Genomic DNA, 15,246 nt, shown 5'->3' with positions numbered 1-15,246 from the left:
GTGTGTGAATTCGGGCGAGGGTTTTGTCGTATACGAGAATTATTTTTTTCTCGTATAGGATAACCGCATCCCAGAGCCACGCTGAAGGAGCCGCCGCTGTGTCCACTCTCGCATTGCAAAAGGCGGGCCTCTCGAAGGCCCAGGTCATCGCCGCGACGACGCTCGGCACGGCGCTCGAGTACTACGACTTCACGATCTACAGCTTCTTCGCCATCCAGATCGGTCAGCTGTTCTTCCCGGCCGCGTCGCCCGTGAACCAGTTCCTGCTCTCCATCGGCGTGTTCGGGGTGGGCTTCGTGGTGCGGCCGCTCGGCGGCATCGTGATTGGCGGCTATGCCGACCGCGTAGGCCGCAAGAAGGCGATGGTGCTCACCATCATGCTGATGGCCGCCAGTTGCGCGTTGATCGCGACCGCGCCCACCTACGCCGTGGCCGGCATGGCCGCGCCCTTCATCGTGCTCGGCGCGCGCCTGCTGCAGGGCTTCGCCGCGGGCGGCGAGTTCGGCCCGGGCACGACGCTGCTCATCGAGCACGCGTCCGACAACACACGGGCGTTCTTCGCGAGCTGGAATTTCGCCGCCATCGCGTTGGGCATCGCGCTCGGCGCGGTAGTAGCGACCATCGTGAACGCGGCACTGCCGAAAGACGCGCTGCTCGCCTGGGGCTGGCGCATTCCGTTCCTGCTCGGCATCGTCGCGGCGCCGGTCGGCATGCTGATCCGGCAGCGCCTCGAAGAAACGCTGGGCGGCGAGGCAGATCGGGATGCATCGGCCCACGCCTACGCAGCCCAGGCCTCCACGACCCCGGCAGCCCGCAAGGCGCCGGCATCTTCGACAGACACAGGGCGTTACGCCGCGCTGAAAGCGGCCCTCACCACGCACCTCAAGCTCACGGTGCTCGGCACCTTTGCCGAACTGGGCGGCTCGGTGTCCGTCTACATCACCGCGTTCTTCCTGCCGAGCTACGCCGTGCGCACGCTGCATCTGCCGCAGACGGCGGCCGTCGTGTCCGGCATCGTGAGTTCGCTCGTGCTGTTCGTGGCCGCGCCGCTCGCCGGCAAGCTCGCCGACCGCTTCAGCCGCAAGCGCGTGCTGGTCGTCTCGCGCGTCGTTTTGCTGGTGACGGTTTATCCTGCGTTTGCGTGGCTCTCGGCCGAGCCGTCGACGCTCCTGCTCTGCGCCGTCTCCGCGTTCCTTGGGGTCTTCGTGGCGGGGCACATCGTGCCGGTGCTCGTGATGATTCCGGAGCTGTTCCCGAAGCCCGTGCGCGCCACGGGCATCGCCCTCACCTACGTGGTGAGCGCGTCGTTCTTCGGCGGCTTCTCTCCGTTCATTGCGAGCTGGCTCGTGGCGCTCACGGGCAACGTGCTGGCGCCCGCGTGGTATGTCGCCGCGGCCTGCGCCGTATCGCTCGTGCCGGTAATCTGGCTGCGCGACCGCACGGGCGAAGTGTTGACGTAACCGTTGGCGTAATTCGTTGACGTAACCCGTTGGCGTAATTCATTGACCTGGCTCGCTGGCGCGAGCCTGTTCACCTTCATCCGACTCCGGAACCGTACTCATGTCCGAACCCGTGTCCACCCCTTCAATCGATCGCCACGAGCTGGTCGCGCGCAGCGCTGTCGAGCTGCGCCGTCTGATCGGCGCAAAAGAGATCTCACCCGTCGAACTGCTCGAGGCCTGCATCGCGCGCATCGAAGCCATCAACCCCGCCGTCAACGCCATCACCGCGACCGACTACGCCGCCGCCCGCGCCGCCGCCCAAGCCGCCGAGCGCAAGGTGCTGGCGGGCGAGCCGCTCGGTCTCTTGCACGGCCTGCCGCTCGGCGTGAAGGATCTCGAAGACACGGCCCGCCTGCTCACCACCTACGGCTCGCCGATGTCGCGCGCCAACGTGCCCGCGCACGACGTCGTGCTGGTGGAGCGCCTGCGCGCGGCGGGCGCCATCGTCGTGGCGAAGACCAACGTGCCCGAACTGGGCGCGGGCGCGAACACGCGCAACCCGGTGTGGGGCGCCACGGGCAACCCGTTCAACCCCGAACTCAACGCGGGCGGGTCGTCAGGCGGCTCCGCTGCCGCACTCGCCTGCGACATGCTGCCCGTCTGCACGGGCTCAGACACAGGCGGCTCGCTGCGCATTCCCGCCGCCAAATGCGGCGTGGTGGGCTTTCGTCCGTCGCCGGGGCTCGTGCCGAACTCGCGCCGGCTGCTGGGCTGGACGCCGATTTCGGTCGTGGGTCCGATGGGCCGCACGGTCGCCGAAACCGCGCTGCAACTCGCGGCTACCGCGGGTCTTTCGGCAAGCGACCCGCTCAGCTACGAAACCGATCCGCTCAGCTTCGCCACCCTGCCCGCCTTCGATCTCTCCACGCTGCGCGTGGGCTTCACCGAAGACTTCGGCTGCTGCGACGTCGACGACGACATTCGCGCCGTGTTCCGCGCGCGCATGGCGGCGCTCGCGCCCTGGGTTCGCACCTGCGAGCCCGTGCCGTTCGATCTGGGCGACGCGCACCGCGCCTTCGACGTGATCCGCGCCGAGAGCTTCGTGGCGGGCCTGCGCGACGCGTATGCACGCGACCCGAGCGCGCTCGGTCCCAACACGCGCGCGAACTACGAGATGGGCGCCGCGATGACGCTCGCCGACAGCGCCTGGGCGCAAACCGAGCAGACGCGCCTTTTCCGCCGCTTCCAGGCCGCGTTCGAGCGCTACGACGTGATCGTCTCGCCCACCACGCCGGTCTCGCCGTTTCCATGGCGCGAACTGTACGCAGCGCAGATCAACGGCCGCGCGCAGGAGAACTACTATCGCTGGCTCGCCCTCACGTACGTGGTGACGCTCACCACGCACCCGGCGCTCTCGCTGCCGTGCGGTGTGGATCACGCAGGCATGCCGTTCGGCTTGCAGATCGTCGGACCCTTCCACGGCGACCTGAAGACGCTCGCGGTGGCGCAGGCGCTGGAGCAGGCATTCGACGTGGTGCCTGCGCTGCGTCGTCCGCGGCCCGATCTGTCGAAGCTCACGCAGCCGAACCCGTCGCTCAAGTCCATCGTGACGGCGCCGCCCGTGTTCGGCGCGGCAACTGGCGAGCGCGAGGGCATCTCGGTGGCCTAAGCCCCGCGTCGCGGCACGCTCATAACAACACAACGAAACAAGGAATCGCTGCAATGAAGTTCGATGCCGTCGTACTCGGCGCAGGCATGGTGGGGGTCTCCGTCGCGCTGCATCTGCAACAGCGCGGACTCGCGGTCGCGCTCGTGGATCGCCGCGCGCCCGGCTACGAAACCTCGTTCGGCAACGCCGGGCTCATTCAACGCGAGGGCGTGTATCCGTACGCCTTTCCGCGCAACTTCGGCACCCTGCTGCGCTATGCGCTGAACCGTTCCACCGACGTGCGCTACCACGCGGCCGCGCTGCCCCATCTGCTGCCGTTCCTCTACCGCTACTGGTACAACTCGCGGCCCGATCGTCACGCGGCCATCGCACGCGCGTATTCCACGCTGATCGAGCATTGCATTACCGAGCATCGCGCGCTGATCGAGGCCTCGGGCGCAGGCGATCTGCTGCGCACCGGCGGCTGGGTCAAGGTGTTTCGCACGGCGCAGAAGTTCGAAGCGGAGCAACGTCAGGCGCGCCGCTGGAACACGGAGTACGGCGTGCAGTTCGACGTGCTCGACGCCGCACGCCTGCAACACGACGAGCCGTGGCTCAGCCACGACCTCATGGGCGGACTGCGCTATACGGACTCGGATTCGGTGAGCGATCCGAACGCACTCGTCACGGCCTATGCGCGCCATTTCGTGCGACTGGGCGGCCGCATCCTGACGGGCGACGCCACTACGCTCGAACCTGGCTGGCGCGTGACTACCGACGCAGGCGTAGTCGAAGCGCGTTCGGCGGTGGTGGCAATGGGCCCCTGGTCCGACCTCGTCACGACCAGGCTCGGCTACCACTTGCCGCTCGCCGTGAAGCGCGGCTATCACATGCACTACGCTGCACAAAACGGCGCGCGTCTCAACCAGCCCGTGCTGGATGCCGAGATCGGCTACCTCATCACGCCGATGGCGCGCGGCATTCGCCTCACCACGGGCGCCGAGCTTGCGTTGCGCGATGCGCCGCCCACGCCGGCCCAGCTCGACGCGGTGGAGCCCATCGCGCGCAAGGTGTTTCCGCTGGGCGAACGTCTGGATGCCACGCCGTGGCTGGGCCGCCGCCCATGCACGCCGGACATGATGCCCGTGATCGGCCCGGCGCCGCGCCATGCCGACCTGTGGTTCGCGTTCGGCCATGCGCATCACGGTCTCACGCTCGGGCCGGTCACGGGACGGCTGATTGCCGAGATGGTGACGGGCACGCAGCCGGTGGTGGATCCGCGGCCGTTCAGGGCCGACCGGTTTTGATGGGGTGCGGGCCTGAGGTTGCGCGTGTTTGCCTCAGGTTGACTGCGGCTGCATTAGCTAGCTGCATTAGCTAGCTGCATTAGCCAGCTGCATTAGCCAGCTGCATTAGCCAGCTGCATTAGCTAGCTTCCTGAACCCTCTTCCCGCGCGCTTTCCCCCCGCACGCTGTTCCCGTCTGCAACACGAAGCGCGCCCACGGTTCCCGACCGCGGGCGCGCTTCGTGCTGAACGGGTCGACGTGCCAGACGCAACGTGCGGCCCGTGTTGCGCGATCAATCGCAATAGCTCTGATCGACAAACACCGCGCCGGCCTCATTCGTGCCGCGCATCGTCTCGGCCTCTTTCCAACGCACCGGTTGTATCTGCGAGGACTCTCATGCCACCCTGGCTCGCTCAGGCGGCAGCAGTGTGGCTACCGCTTTCCGTGCTCGCCGCGCTCTACGTCGCCGCGGACGTCTTGTCGCCCCGGCACCGGCCGCCCATGCGCGTGATGGCGTTCGTCTGGCCGTTGACGGTGCTTTATTGGGGACCTGTGGGGCTGATCTTTTATTTGTGGTTCGGTCGCGCGAACAGCGCGGGTTCACATGGCGTGCAACATGCCCACGGCGAACACAGCCAGCCGAGCAGCAAGCACGCTTTTTCGTCACCTCCATCACGCCCCATGTGGCAGGCCGTGTTCGAAGGCGCGGCACACTGCGGCGCGGGCTGCGCGCTCGGCGATTTCATCGGCGACTGGCTCGCCTACGGTACCCGGTTCCGGCCGTGGGGCTCGGTGTTCGCGGGCAAGGTGATGATCGGCTTCGTGCTCGCTTACGTGCTCGGCATCGTGTTCCAGTTCTTCGCGATTGCGCCCATGCGCGGCCTCGGCGTGCGCGCGGGACTCGTGCAGGCCATCAAGGCCGACACGCTCTCGCTCGTCGCTTACGAAGTGGGCATGTTCGTCGTGATGTGGATCACGTCCCACACCTTTGCCGGGCTCACGCCGAAAACGCTCGCCTATTGGCTACCGATGCAGTGGGCCATGCTCGCAGGCTTCGCCACCACGTATCCGGTCAACGTGTGGCTGATCGCGCGCGGCATCAAGGAACGCATGTAGCGCATGTAGTGCGTGTAGCGTACGAGCCCTCGCGCTCGTCTCCGGTTTCGTTTTCTGCAACCGCGCTCTTTCGCTCAATGCCGCTGAAAGTCCGGTAAAAATTCCAGGCAATACAACGGCGCCGCTCTTGCCGTCGCTGCGAATGGCCACGAATGGTCACCGTCGCGCGCATGCCTGCTCCTTCGCTTACGTGCTGCAAGGAACGAATGTTGCGCGCGCCTCGTGGGCGGAGGTCAGAACGACGTCCGCATGCAACTGCCATCAGCACGCTGTCAAGCGCAGCAGACGAACCCACAGGCGACGAACGAAATGAACGACGCGCCCTCATCGCGCGAATCACGCGAACCGCGAACGGAGTCCACCGGCAGAACGGACCTCACCGACGGATACGAGCGCCGCTTCGGCCCGCGCATCACCGCCCTGCGCGCCGCGGCCTACACCGTTCCTGCCGAAAGCCCCGAGGCCGACGGCACCTTCAGCTGGAACGCCACCACGCTCGTGGTCGCGCAGATCGACGCGGGCGGCGAAACGGGACTCGGCTACACGTATTCCGACGCCTGCGTGGCGAGCCTGATACGCGACACGCTCGCGCCCGTGCTCATGCACGCGGACCCGGGCGACACCGGCGCGCTGTGGCTGCGCATGCAGCAGCGCGTGCGCAACCTGGGGCGCGCGGGACTTGCCGCCACGGCCATTTCGGCGCTCGACTGCGCGCTCTGGGACCTCAAGGCGAAGCTGCTGCATGCGCCGCTCGCACAGGTGCTCGGCATGGCGCGCGAATCGGTGCCCATCTACGGCAGCGGAGGCTTCACGAACTACACCGATGCGCATCTCGCGGAACAATTGGGCCGCTGGGTCGCACACGACGGTTGCCGCGCCGTGAAGATGAAAGTGGGCAGCGACCCGGCGCGCGACCCCGACCGCGTGAAGCACGCGCGCGCGGCGATCGGTACAGGCGGAGCAGGCGGTTCGAGCGATTCAGGCAGTACAGGCGCCGAACTCTTCGTCGACGCGAACGGCGCACTTTCGGTACAGCAGGCACTGCGCGCCGCCGATGCGTTCGCGCCCTACGGCGTGACGTGGTTCGAAGAGCCGGTGAGTTCGGACGACACCGCGGGCCTGCACGCCATACGTCTGCGCGCGCCCGCGGGCATGGACATCGCCGCGGGCGAATACAGCTACACCGCCGACGATTCGCGCCGCCTGCTCGAAGCGCGCGCCGTCGACGTGCTGCAGGCCGACGCAAGCCGCTGCGGCGGCGTGACGGGCTTCATGCAGGCCGCGCGCCTTGCCGATGCGTGGCACGTGCCGCTATCCGCGCACTGCGCGCCGGCGCTGCATCTGCACGTGGCCGCCGCGGTGCCGGGCCTGCGTCATCAGGAGTGGTTCCACGACCACGTGCGCATCGAAGCGATGCTGTTCGACGGCGCACCCGTGCCGCGCAACGGTGCGATTGCGCCGGACCTCTCGCGGCCCGGCTGCGGCCTCGCCTTTCGCTACGCGGACGCGCGGCAGTTCGCCGTGTGAGCCGCCGCGCCACGATGCCAGGACGCCATGGCGCAATGCCGCCACAGCAAGGAGAGAACAACGGATGAACATGCGATGAACGATCAAGGTCACTCTTTTCTGTCGCTCTGTGGTGTGGCCGGCGCCGTGGGCCTCGCTGCGTTCGCTCTTGTACGCGGTGCCCACCACGACGATGACCGTGCCGCCGACGAAGGAGCCACCCCCGGGCCTAACCTCGGGCCCAGCGCTGGCTCCGCCGCTCGCGCCCGCCTGCCACGCACCTCGGCGAACACCATGCCCGCCACCCGCCCCGCCACCCGCGAGCGCGACGGCACGCTCGTGCACGAGCACATCCTCGCGGCCCGCGCGTTCAACCGCAGTTCGGCCCTGCTCGCGTGGTCCGCTTTGACCGACAGCGGCATCGAACACTACCGCGGGTCGTTCGAGAATCGCGCCATGTATGCGCCGCTCGTGGCCGGCGCGCTCGCACTCGCCGCGGGCGCGCACGGCGGCACGGACCGCACGCCGGGGCTGCATGCGCTGCGACACGCGGCGTATCGCCTCGCGGCAACGGTCGGCGTGGTGGGCACGGGGTTCCATCTCTACAACGTGACGAAGCGGCCCGGGCAGTTGAGCTGGCACAACCTGTTCTACGGCGCGCCGCTTGGCGCGCCCATGGCGTTGCTGCTCTCCGGCGTGCTCGGCGCTGTGGCCGAACGGCTGCGCGACGAGCCCGCCGAAGACCCGCAACTCTTCGGCATGCCTGCGGGCAAGGCGCTCGCGCTGGTTTCCGCCGTGGGGCTGGTGGGCACCCTGGGTGAGGTCGCGTTGCTGCACTTTCGCGGCTCGTTCCAACATCGCGCGATGTATGCGCCCATCGCTGTGGCGCCGGTCAGTGCCGCGCTGCTCGCATGCGCCGCGCTCGGTGAGCCGCGCGAGCGCTGGTGGACCCGGCTGTGGCTGCGCGTCACCGCAGCGCTGGGCGGCATCGGCGTGGCCTTTCACGCGCGCGGCATCGCGCGCTATCAGGGCGGCTGGCGCGCGTGGACGCAGAACGTGCTCAACGGTCCGCCACTGCCCGCGCCGCCCTCGTTCACGGCCCTCGCGCTCGCGGGGCTCGCGGCATTGCGTATGAGGAGCACGGAAAGATGAAGCATGGTTTGTCGACATCGTCGCCGGTACATGACCGATCGTCGGGCCGCTATCCAGGCTATGACGTCATGCGCAAGCGCGACAGCGTGTCGTGGGACGACGCGACGCGCGCCGTGATCGACCATCGGCTCGCGCAGCGCGACGTCGCGCGCTTTTGCAACGAAGCGCAATGGCAGACGCTGCAGGCGTTGTGTGCCGCGATCATTCCGCAGGCCGCACGTCCAACGTCAAACGGCAGTAAAAGCGATGACGCAGACAACGCCGCGACACACGAACCCGCCGTGCCCCTCGCCGCCTACATCGACGCCAAACTCGCCGGCGACGTGCGCGACGGCTTTCGCGACGCACGGCTGCCGCCGCTGCGCGAAGCCTGGCAAACCGGTCTCGCGGCGCTCGATGCCGCGAGCCGCACGCGTCACCGCGTGCCCTTCGCGCAACTCGACAACGCATCACGCGACGACCTGATTCGCGACATGCAGCGCGGCGCGCTCGGTGGCCCCGAATGGCACGGCATGCCAAGCGGTCTCTTCTTCACCGAACGCGTGCTGCACGACCTCGGCTCCGCGTACTACGGGCATCCGCAGTCGTGGAGCGAGATCGGCTTCGGCGGCCCGGCGAATCCGCGCGGCTATGTGCGCATGCAAGCCAATCGCCGCGACCCGTGGGAGCCCGTCGAGGCACACGACACCACGCCCGCAGACATGGCGCGCGTGGAACGGGAGAACCGCCGTGTCCGATGACGTGCTCACCGATTCCCTCACCGACGCCCTGCACCACCCACGCGGCAAGCACGGCCGCGCGCCCGACGTCTTCACGCGCGGCGGCTGGGTGCCGATGCGCGAGTACCGCCAGGACGAGCCCGTGGACTTCGCGATCGTCGGCACCGGCGCGGGCGGCGGCACGCTTGCCTGTCGGCTTGCGGAGCACGGCTTCAAGGTGGTTGCGCTCGATGCAGGGGCCTGGTGGCGTCCGCTCGAAGAGTTCGCCTCCGACGAAACGCACCAGTCCAAGCTCTACTGGACCGACGAACGCCTCTGCGACGGCGACCATCCGTTGAAGCTCGGCAGCAACAACAGCGGCAAGGCCGTGGGCGGCAGCACCGTGCATTTCGCCATGGTGTCGCTGCGCTTTCGTCCCGAGTGGTTCAAGTCGCGCAGCCTGCTCGGCTACGGCGCGGACTGGCCCATCGACTGGCGCGAGATGTGGCACTACTACAGCGAAGTGGAAGACGCGCTAAAAATTTCGGGCCCCGTGCGCTACCCGTGGGGGCCGCCGCGGCCGCGCTATCCGTATCGCGCGCACGAACTGAACGCCTCGGCGCTCGTGCTCGCGCGCGGTTGCGAGGCGCTCGGCATTCCGTGGACGCCCACGCCGCTCGCCACCGTCTCCGCACCGCGCGGCGCGGCGCATCCGTGCGTCTATCGCGGCTTCTGCGTGACGGGCTGCGCGACCAACGCGAAGCAAAGCGCGCTCGTCACGTGGATACCGCGCGCGCTGCGCGCCGGTGCCGAGATTCGCGACCTCGCGATGGCAGGCCGCATCTCCGTGAACGATCAGGGCCGCGTGGACGGCGTCGAGTACTTCCGCGAAGGGCGCTGGCAATTCCAGCGCGCGCGCAACGTCGTGGTGGCGGGCTATGCGATCGAAACGCCGCGCCTCTTGCTGATGTCGGCCACGCCGCGCTTTCCCGACGGTCTCGCGAACAGCTCGGGTCTCGTCGGCAAGAACCTGATGGTGCAGTCGAACCAGGCCGTCTGGGGCCTCATGGACGAAGAAATCCGCTGGTACAAGGGGCCGCCCTCGCTCGCGATGACCGAGCACTGGAACTACACCGACAAAGGCAAGGACTTCTTCGGCGGCTATTGCTACATGAGCCAGGGGCCGCTGCCGAAGGCATGGGCCGCGGTGCAAACGGGACGCGGGCTGTGGGGCGACGCGCTCGCCGCCGAGATGGAGCAGTACAACCATCAGGCGGGCCTCAAGATCGTGGGCGAAACGCTGCCGCAGGAACGCAACCGCGTCACGCTTGCCGACGAAAAAGACCCGTACGGCCTGCCCATTGCGCGCGTCACGCATTCGTACTGCGAAAACGACCTGAAGCTCGTGGAGCACTCGCTGGAATTCATGCAGCGCGCGCTCGAAGCGGCGGGCGGGCGCAACGTCTGGAAGCAGCACGACGACACCTGCCATCTCAACGGCACCGCGCGCATGGGCGACGACCCGCGCACGAGCGTCGTGAACGCCGACTGCCGCAGCTGGGACATTCCGAATCTCTGGGTCTGCGACGGCTCGGTGTTCCCCACCGTAGGCGGCGTGAACCCGTCGCTCACCATCCAGACCATTGCGTGCCGCACCGCGGATCGCATCGCGACGCTGCGCTCGCGCGGCGAACTCTGATGACTCCCCACACAAGCACAAAGGAGACAACGTCATGCCGTTCCTTTCACGCACACCGAAAGTCGTGGTCGTTACGGGCGCGAGCGCAGGCGTGGGCCGCGCGACGGCGCTGTGTTTTGCGCAGCGAGGCGCCAACGTGGCACTCATCGCGCGCGATGCCGAGGCGCTCGAAACCGTCGCCGAAGGCATTCGGCAGCTGGGCGCCCGCGCCCTGCCCATCGCGCTCGACATGAGCGACGCCGACGCCGTGCACGCCGCCGCGGATCGCGTGGAACGCGAGCTGGGCCCCATCGACGTATGGGTCAACAACGCGATGGTGACGGTATTCGCACCCATCACGGCGATTGAACCCGCGGAGTTCGCGCGCGTCACGGACGTGACCTACCACGGCTACGTGTGGGGCACGATGGCCGCGCTCGCGCATATGCGGCCGCGCAATCGCGGCACGATCGTGCAGGTGGGCTCGGCGCTCGCGTATCGCGCCATTCCGCTGCAATCGGCGTATTGCGGCGCCAAATTCGCCATACGCGGCTTCACCGACGCGCTGCGCAGCGAGCTGCTGCACGAGAAAAGCCGCGTGCACGTAACGATGGTGCAGATGCCCGCGCTCAACACGCCGCAATTCGACTGGGCGCTCTGCCGCCTGCCGGGCGAGCCGCGGCCCGTCGCGCCGGTCTACGAACCGGAGGTGGCTGCGCGCGCCATCTTCTGGGCCGCCACCCACAAGCGGCGCGAACTCGACGTGGGCTTCTCGTCCGTGAAGGCGATTTTTGCGAACCGGATCGCGCCGGCATGGCTCGACCGCTATCTCGCACACCATGCGTGGCGCGGCCAGCAGCGCAAGACGCCTACCGACCCCGCGCGCCCCGTCGACCTCTGGGACCCGGTGCCCGACAAGCATCGCCTGCGCGGCGCGTTCGGCGACGAAGCGCGCGCCACGAGCGCCTCGCTGTGGCTGGACACGCATCGGCGCACGGCGTTCGCCGCGGCGACGCTCGCGCTTGCCGCGCTGTTCGCATGGCGCAGCCGTCGAGGCAACGTATAGGGACGGTTCAGGTGCCTCGCTCGCCCAGCGCGGCCGACGTGGCACTGTCCTTGCGACCTCGGCACATGTGATCGGTCTCACGCCGGTCTCGTGCTGAAATGAGGAGGAATCAGGATGGCTAACGAAACACGAAGGCAAGTCAGAAGCGAAGCACGGCGTTCGCTGCCGCAGTTCGACCGCCCGTTCCGCGTGTTCGCTCATAACGGCCGGGTGCTCGCGCAAAACGTTGCGGGCAAGCTGATCGACATCGGCGCAATGGACCGCGCGGGAAGCACGGCATGCTCCGTGCACCTCGATGTGGACGGCATCGAAACCGGCCCGCAGCCCGATGAGGAAGCGGCGCTGCGCGCGCTCGTACCGCTCTTGAGCTTCGATTATCTCGATGCGCTTTTCACGAGCGAAGCCGACGCCCGCTTCGAGGGTCTACTCGACGATCTGCCGCACGTCATCTTTACGCTGCCCGAGACGATGCCGCACGAGATGGCGCAAGGCCGGCCACGCCAGCTGTTCTGAGCGAACGAAAGCGCGCGCTCATGCTGCGCTCATGCCGCGCTTCACCTCGCCCGCTGCACCGCGTCCGCTGCCACGCTCACCATCACCTTGAGCGGCGCGGGCTGGCGGTTCAGCGCGGCCACCACGTTGCTCACGCGTTCGGGCGTGGTATCGGCGAGGTCGATGATGAGGCTTTCGGCGCCGCGCTGCGCGTCCACGATCGCCTTGCAGCCGCTCACCTGAACGTCATACCGTTGCAGCGTTTTCCATACGGCGATCACGCTGAGCTTGCCGCGGTCGGCACTGACGATTAAACGTTGCGCGTTCATGGCGTGACCTCCATCGAACATCCGAAGGGTCCTAAGGGTCCTGCAAAGGCGGGCAATACCGATGCCGGAAACGTCTGAAGAGTTTAGGCGAGGCACCTGCGCCGTCAACCTCGCATTCCTCGTGCCTCGCGCCACGGTACTCACACCGCGCGAAACGGCCTATGCGGTGAAACCCTGCGGTAAAGCCCTGCGTTGAAACTCCTTATGTATTCCCATCTGCTCTCGCCGAGCTGCAGCAGCATCTTCAGCGGCTGTTGCAGCGCACGAGGCAGCCCGATGCGGGTCCGTTCACGGCAATGCCGCAGTCGAACAAGCGCCCGCTCATCGACATCGTGAAGACGCTCGAAAACACCATCGGCGCGCCGCCCCTCACCCTTCGGCCAAAGCACCATCGCAATGGCTACGCCGGTACATTGCAGGCAAGCCAGATGCAGAACCACCAAGGCCAGAACCTGGGGCGGCGGGGATAGGCACTCGGGCCTCCGGCAGCAGAAAGATCGACCGGCATTACGCGACGTTGAAGCTCATCAATGACGAAAGCAGCCTGCAGCCGCATGCACAGCGATAGTGGTGAAAGACGACGGCCCTGCCGTCCCGGTCGGGAAATTTCCCATAACCCTCGGCAATCGTGGTGGGTCCGTGCTGCTCGCAGATCGCCTTGTCACCCTTGCGGGCGAGCGGCCGGCCCATCACCTCGAACCACGGTGAGCCTTCTGTGACTTCGCCACCGTTCTCCAGCTTGTCGCCCTTACGGATGGGGAATTTCATCATTGCACATGTCCTGCCGTTTTCAAGCGTGACCAGAAGAAAGATGATTTTTTATCGAGGTATTATTTGGTTTATTTAAATCATTAATTTAATGGATAAAAATATCTCCACATCCTTCACTTCAACTTAGGTTCCACAGGATATCTTCTTGCGAGCGCCTTTCGAATCGACTCAGCATCCTTATATTGTGCATGTGTAGAGCGGCCATCGCGGAAGCCACATTCACATTGACCCACAAAAGGTGCACTAGCATCGCTCTGCAATCCCGCGAAAACAGCACCTTCCCGAGCATTTCCAGTTAACCTGTAAATGTAACCATCGAAATATTCGCCGCCGTAATCGTAGTGATTAAGCGGCGTTCGAACCAGGATGACGACCTCTTTATCTTTGGGGTCGCGATCTGCGTTCACAAAAAAGACACTAGCAACTTCTGGAACACCATCTTCCTTCACGTAACGATCAAATATTTCATTGTGCCAAATATGGTCTCCATCCAAAAATAGCAAATGCGCATCCAATATATATGATCTGTCATTTTTTTATAATCCGGTACATCTGACATATTTATCACAAAGTAGATGTACGCTCCTTGCATCGCGGATCCAGCATCGATGATCGGTGGCTGCAATTTGTGACTCTCATCGGTACGAGCACTTACCGCCGCCTGAACCGCCGCAGGAATATCCGCACCATAAGTCCACTGGGAAATCAACAAAAAAAACGGCACCAATAACAAATAAAATGTAGAAGTCCGACGAATTTTCATAACAACCGATCCCTTAATAAATTCAACTACGATATACCCCAACCGAGAATGCTATCTGAAGACACTGCATTTTTGGAACAGGAAAGCAGATCATGCCCCTTCCTCCGTTTGACGTTCCAATGTGCTATCCGTCGGCATTTTTGGTGTATCGCCAAGAATGAAGTAGGCGTAACGAAAGAACTGCTGCCGCGCAGGTAACCCGCCTGCACCACCCACTACACCAAAGCAACCTTGGACATCTGTGTTGCTTGAGCCATGGTCGGCCTTTCTGTTGATACGAGTCTTAACCCAGAAGTAGCCAGCAGAATCTGTCGCCGTTTCTGCGTCAGACTGCAATAGTGCTGGGTTCGGATCAGTCGTAAAATCCTTGCCGCGGTAAATTCCATATTCACCGTAACTCTTTCTCCACGTAAGGTGAATCAGCCCGCGACCGCAGAAGCGAGGACCGTCTCCCGACTGGACATTCCCACCTGCCACGGCTTTCGCGTGAACCTCACCGGGGCGCTGAGCTATGTATGTAGCACGATCACGGTTTTTCAGAAAACCAAGATTCTTAAGCCAATTGTATTTGTTGTCAAAATCATAAGCAGCATCACTAGCTTTATAGCTCTCGTACATTTTCCGGAAATAATCTGCACTTCCATTTTCTCTTGTCGAGCATAAAGCTCCAGTCTCCTTTAAAACCTGCGCCAAAAAGTGAGCCTTCCGAAGGTCACTGTTAAATCCGTATTTTTTAAACATATGATTGAGCGCTAGCCACATGTGCTTCGGCGATTGACCACGAGAATCGTCGTTTCCATCAACAAATCGCTTCTTGCTTTCGACCCACGATATGTGGCCACCAGCATCAGATATCGATTTCCGAGGTAGCAATTGAATCTGCTCCTGAAGGCTTAACCACCCACACTTCCTGAAATGCCGGATAAACGCGAGCGGATGGAAGAACCAGAGCTTCTGGCCGGCAGGCAACCCCGTCACGTCCCAGAACTGAAGTTCCTTGAGGTATTTCAGAAAATCCTCGTAGCCCTTTCGGCTGCCGTGATAGAACCCGCTCTCGTCGAGCAGCTTCGCGAAGCGCGTCTCGTTGTGCGTGCTATCCCATTCACTCGGCGCGTTGCAGATGAATCCGCGCAGGGCTCGACGTACCTCATCATGGCCCTTCACGTAGTAAGAAAGCGCGTCTGCCTTCTGGACTTCGGTTGCGTCCTTCACTACTGCGGGCTGATCGTTGGCCGCGGCGTCCCTGACGAGCCTCTTCAACATCTCGACATCGCACAACCCGTCACTATCGAAGGGCG

The 15,246-nt window shown here is 64.9% G+C and carries 16 protein-coding genes; 10 read left to right on the top strand and 6 right to left on the bottom strand.

Features of this window, described 5'->3' with window-relative positions; all coding sequences use genetic code 11:
- Window positions 1-98 precede the first annotated feature (98 nt).
- The 10 genes from PKKP23_RS05640 (at window position 99) to PKKP23_RS05595 (ending at window position 12,106) form a co-directional block, all read left to right on the top strand.
- Window positions 99-1,460, top strand: coding sequence for an MFS transporter (locus PKKP23_RS05640; RefSeq protein WP_126876150.1), 1,362 nt, complete (start codon window positions 99-101; stop codon window positions 1,458-1,460).
- Between the two features lie 100 nt (window positions 1,461-1,560).
- Window positions 1,561-3,111: an amidase gene (locus tag PKKP23_RS05635; RefSeq protein WP_126876149.1), complete on the top strand. Its 1,551-nt coding sequence runs from the start codon at window positions 1,561-1,563 to the stop codon at window positions 3,109-3,111.
- A gap of 53 nt (window positions 3,112-3,164) precedes the next feature.
- Window positions 3,165-4,397, top strand: coding sequence for an NAD(P)/FAD-dependent oxidoreductase (locus PKKP23_RS05630; RefSeq protein ID WP_126876148.1), 1,233 nt, complete (start codon window positions 3,165-3,167; stop codon window positions 4,395-4,397).
- Window positions 4,398-4,773: 376 nt separating this feature from the next.
- Complete coding sequence (locus tag PKKP23_RS05625) at window positions 4,774-5,493, top strand: DUF4396 domain-containing protein (RefSeq protein ID WP_126876147.1); 720 nt, start codon at window positions 4,774-4,776, stop codon at window positions 5,491-5,493.
- Between the two features lie 309 nt (window positions 5,494-5,802).
- Window positions 5,803-7,020, top strand: coding sequence for an enolase C-terminal domain-like protein (locus PKKP23_RS05620; protein ID WP_240658770.1), 1,218 nt, complete (start codon window positions 5,803-5,805; stop codon window positions 7,018-7,020).
- Window positions 7,021-7,293: 273 nt separating this feature from the next.
- Window positions 7,294-8,151, top strand: coding sequence for a hypothetical protein (locus PKKP23_RS05615; protein WP_240658768.1), 858 nt, complete (start codon window positions 7,294-7,296; stop codon window positions 8,149-8,151).
- A 68-nt stretch (window positions 8,152-8,219) separates the two neighbouring features.
- A complete protein-coding gene (locus PKKP23_RS05610; RefSeq protein ID WP_126876323.1) occupies window positions 8,220-8,891 on the top strand; it encodes a gluconate 2-dehydrogenase subunit 3 family protein in 672 nt (223 codons plus the stop codon).
- Window positions 8,881-10,548 carry a GMC family oxidoreductase gene (locus tag PKKP23_RS05605; RefSeq protein ID WP_176048848.1) on the top strand — a complete coding sequence of 556 codons (1,668 nt, stop codon included), beginning with the start codon at window positions 8,881-8,883 and terminating at the stop codon, window positions 10,546-10,548. Before PKKP23_RS05610 ends, PKKP23_RS05605 begins: the two co-directional genes overlap by 11 nt.
- A 34-nt stretch (window positions 10,549-10,582) precedes the next feature.
- The gene (locus PKKP23_RS05600; protein WP_126876145.1) at window positions 10,583-11,593 is read left to right on the top strand and encodes an SDR family oxidoreductase; all 1,011 of its coding nucleotides are present in this window, start codon (window positions 10,583-10,585) and stop codon (window positions 11,591-11,593) included.
- 114 nt (window positions 11,594-11,707) lie between these two features.
- Window positions 11,708-12,106 (top strand): hypothetical protein, encoded by a 399-nt coding sequence (locus tag PKKP23_RS05595; RefSeq protein ID WP_240658766.1) that lies wholly within the window; start codon window positions 11,708-11,710, stop codon window positions 12,104-12,106.
- 41 nt (window positions 12,107-12,147) lie between these two features.
- Here PKKP23_RS05595 and PKKP23_RS05590 read toward each other — a convergent pair whose 3' ends face one another.
- The 6 genes from PKKP23_RS05590 to PKKP23_RS05570 all read right to left on the bottom strand — a co-directional run.
- Window positions 12,148-12,414, bottom strand: coding sequence for a hypothetical protein (locus PKKP23_RS05590; protein WP_126876144.1), 267 nt, complete (start codon window positions 12,412-12,414; stop codon window positions 12,148-12,150).
- Window positions 12,415-12,554: 140 nt separating this feature from the next.
- Window positions 12,555-12,857 (bottom strand): hypothetical protein, encoded by a 303-nt coding sequence (locus PKKP23_RS34010; protein ID WP_168724531.1) that lies wholly within the window; start codon window positions 12,855-12,857, stop codon window positions 12,555-12,557.
- 64 nt (window positions 12,858-12,921) lie between these two features.
- Window positions 12,922-13,185, bottom strand: a complete 264-nt coding sequence (locus tag PKKP23_RS05585) for a PAAR domain-containing protein (RefSeq protein ID WP_420873192.1) — start codon at window positions 13,183-13,185, stop codon at window positions 12,922-12,924.
- Window positions 13,186-13,298: 113 nt separating this feature from the next.
- The gene (locus tag PKKP23_RS05580; protein ID WP_126876143.1) at window positions 13,299-13,634 is read right to left on the bottom strand and encodes a hypothetical protein; all 336 of its coding nucleotides are present in this window, start codon (window positions 13,632-13,634) and stop codon (window positions 13,299-13,301) included.
- Window positions 13,631-13,948 carry a hypothetical protein gene (locus PKKP23_RS05575; protein WP_126876142.1) on the bottom strand — a complete coding sequence of 106 codons (318 nt, stop codon included), beginning with the start codon at window positions 13,946-13,948 and terminating at the stop codon, window positions 13,631-13,633. The genes PKKP23_RS05580 and PKKP23_RS05575 overlap by 4 nt, the downstream gene beginning before the upstream one ends.
- A gap of 90 nt (window positions 13,949-14,038) precedes the next feature.
- The coding region (locus PKKP23_RS05570; protein WP_420873191.1) for a glycoside hydrolase family 19 protein at window positions 14,039-15,246 on the bottom strand (1,208 nt) is incomplete at its 5' end.

The sequence above is a fragment of the Paraburkholderia kururiensis JCM 10599 = LMG 19447 genome (genome assembly GCF_003986935.1).
GTDB lineage: Bacteria > Pseudomonadota > Gammaproteobacteria > Burkholderiales > Burkholderiaceae > Paraburkholderia > Paraburkholderia kururiensis.
The sequence above is the reverse complement of the archived record's forward strand: the minus strand, read 5'-3'. Positions and strand labels throughout refer to the sequence as shown.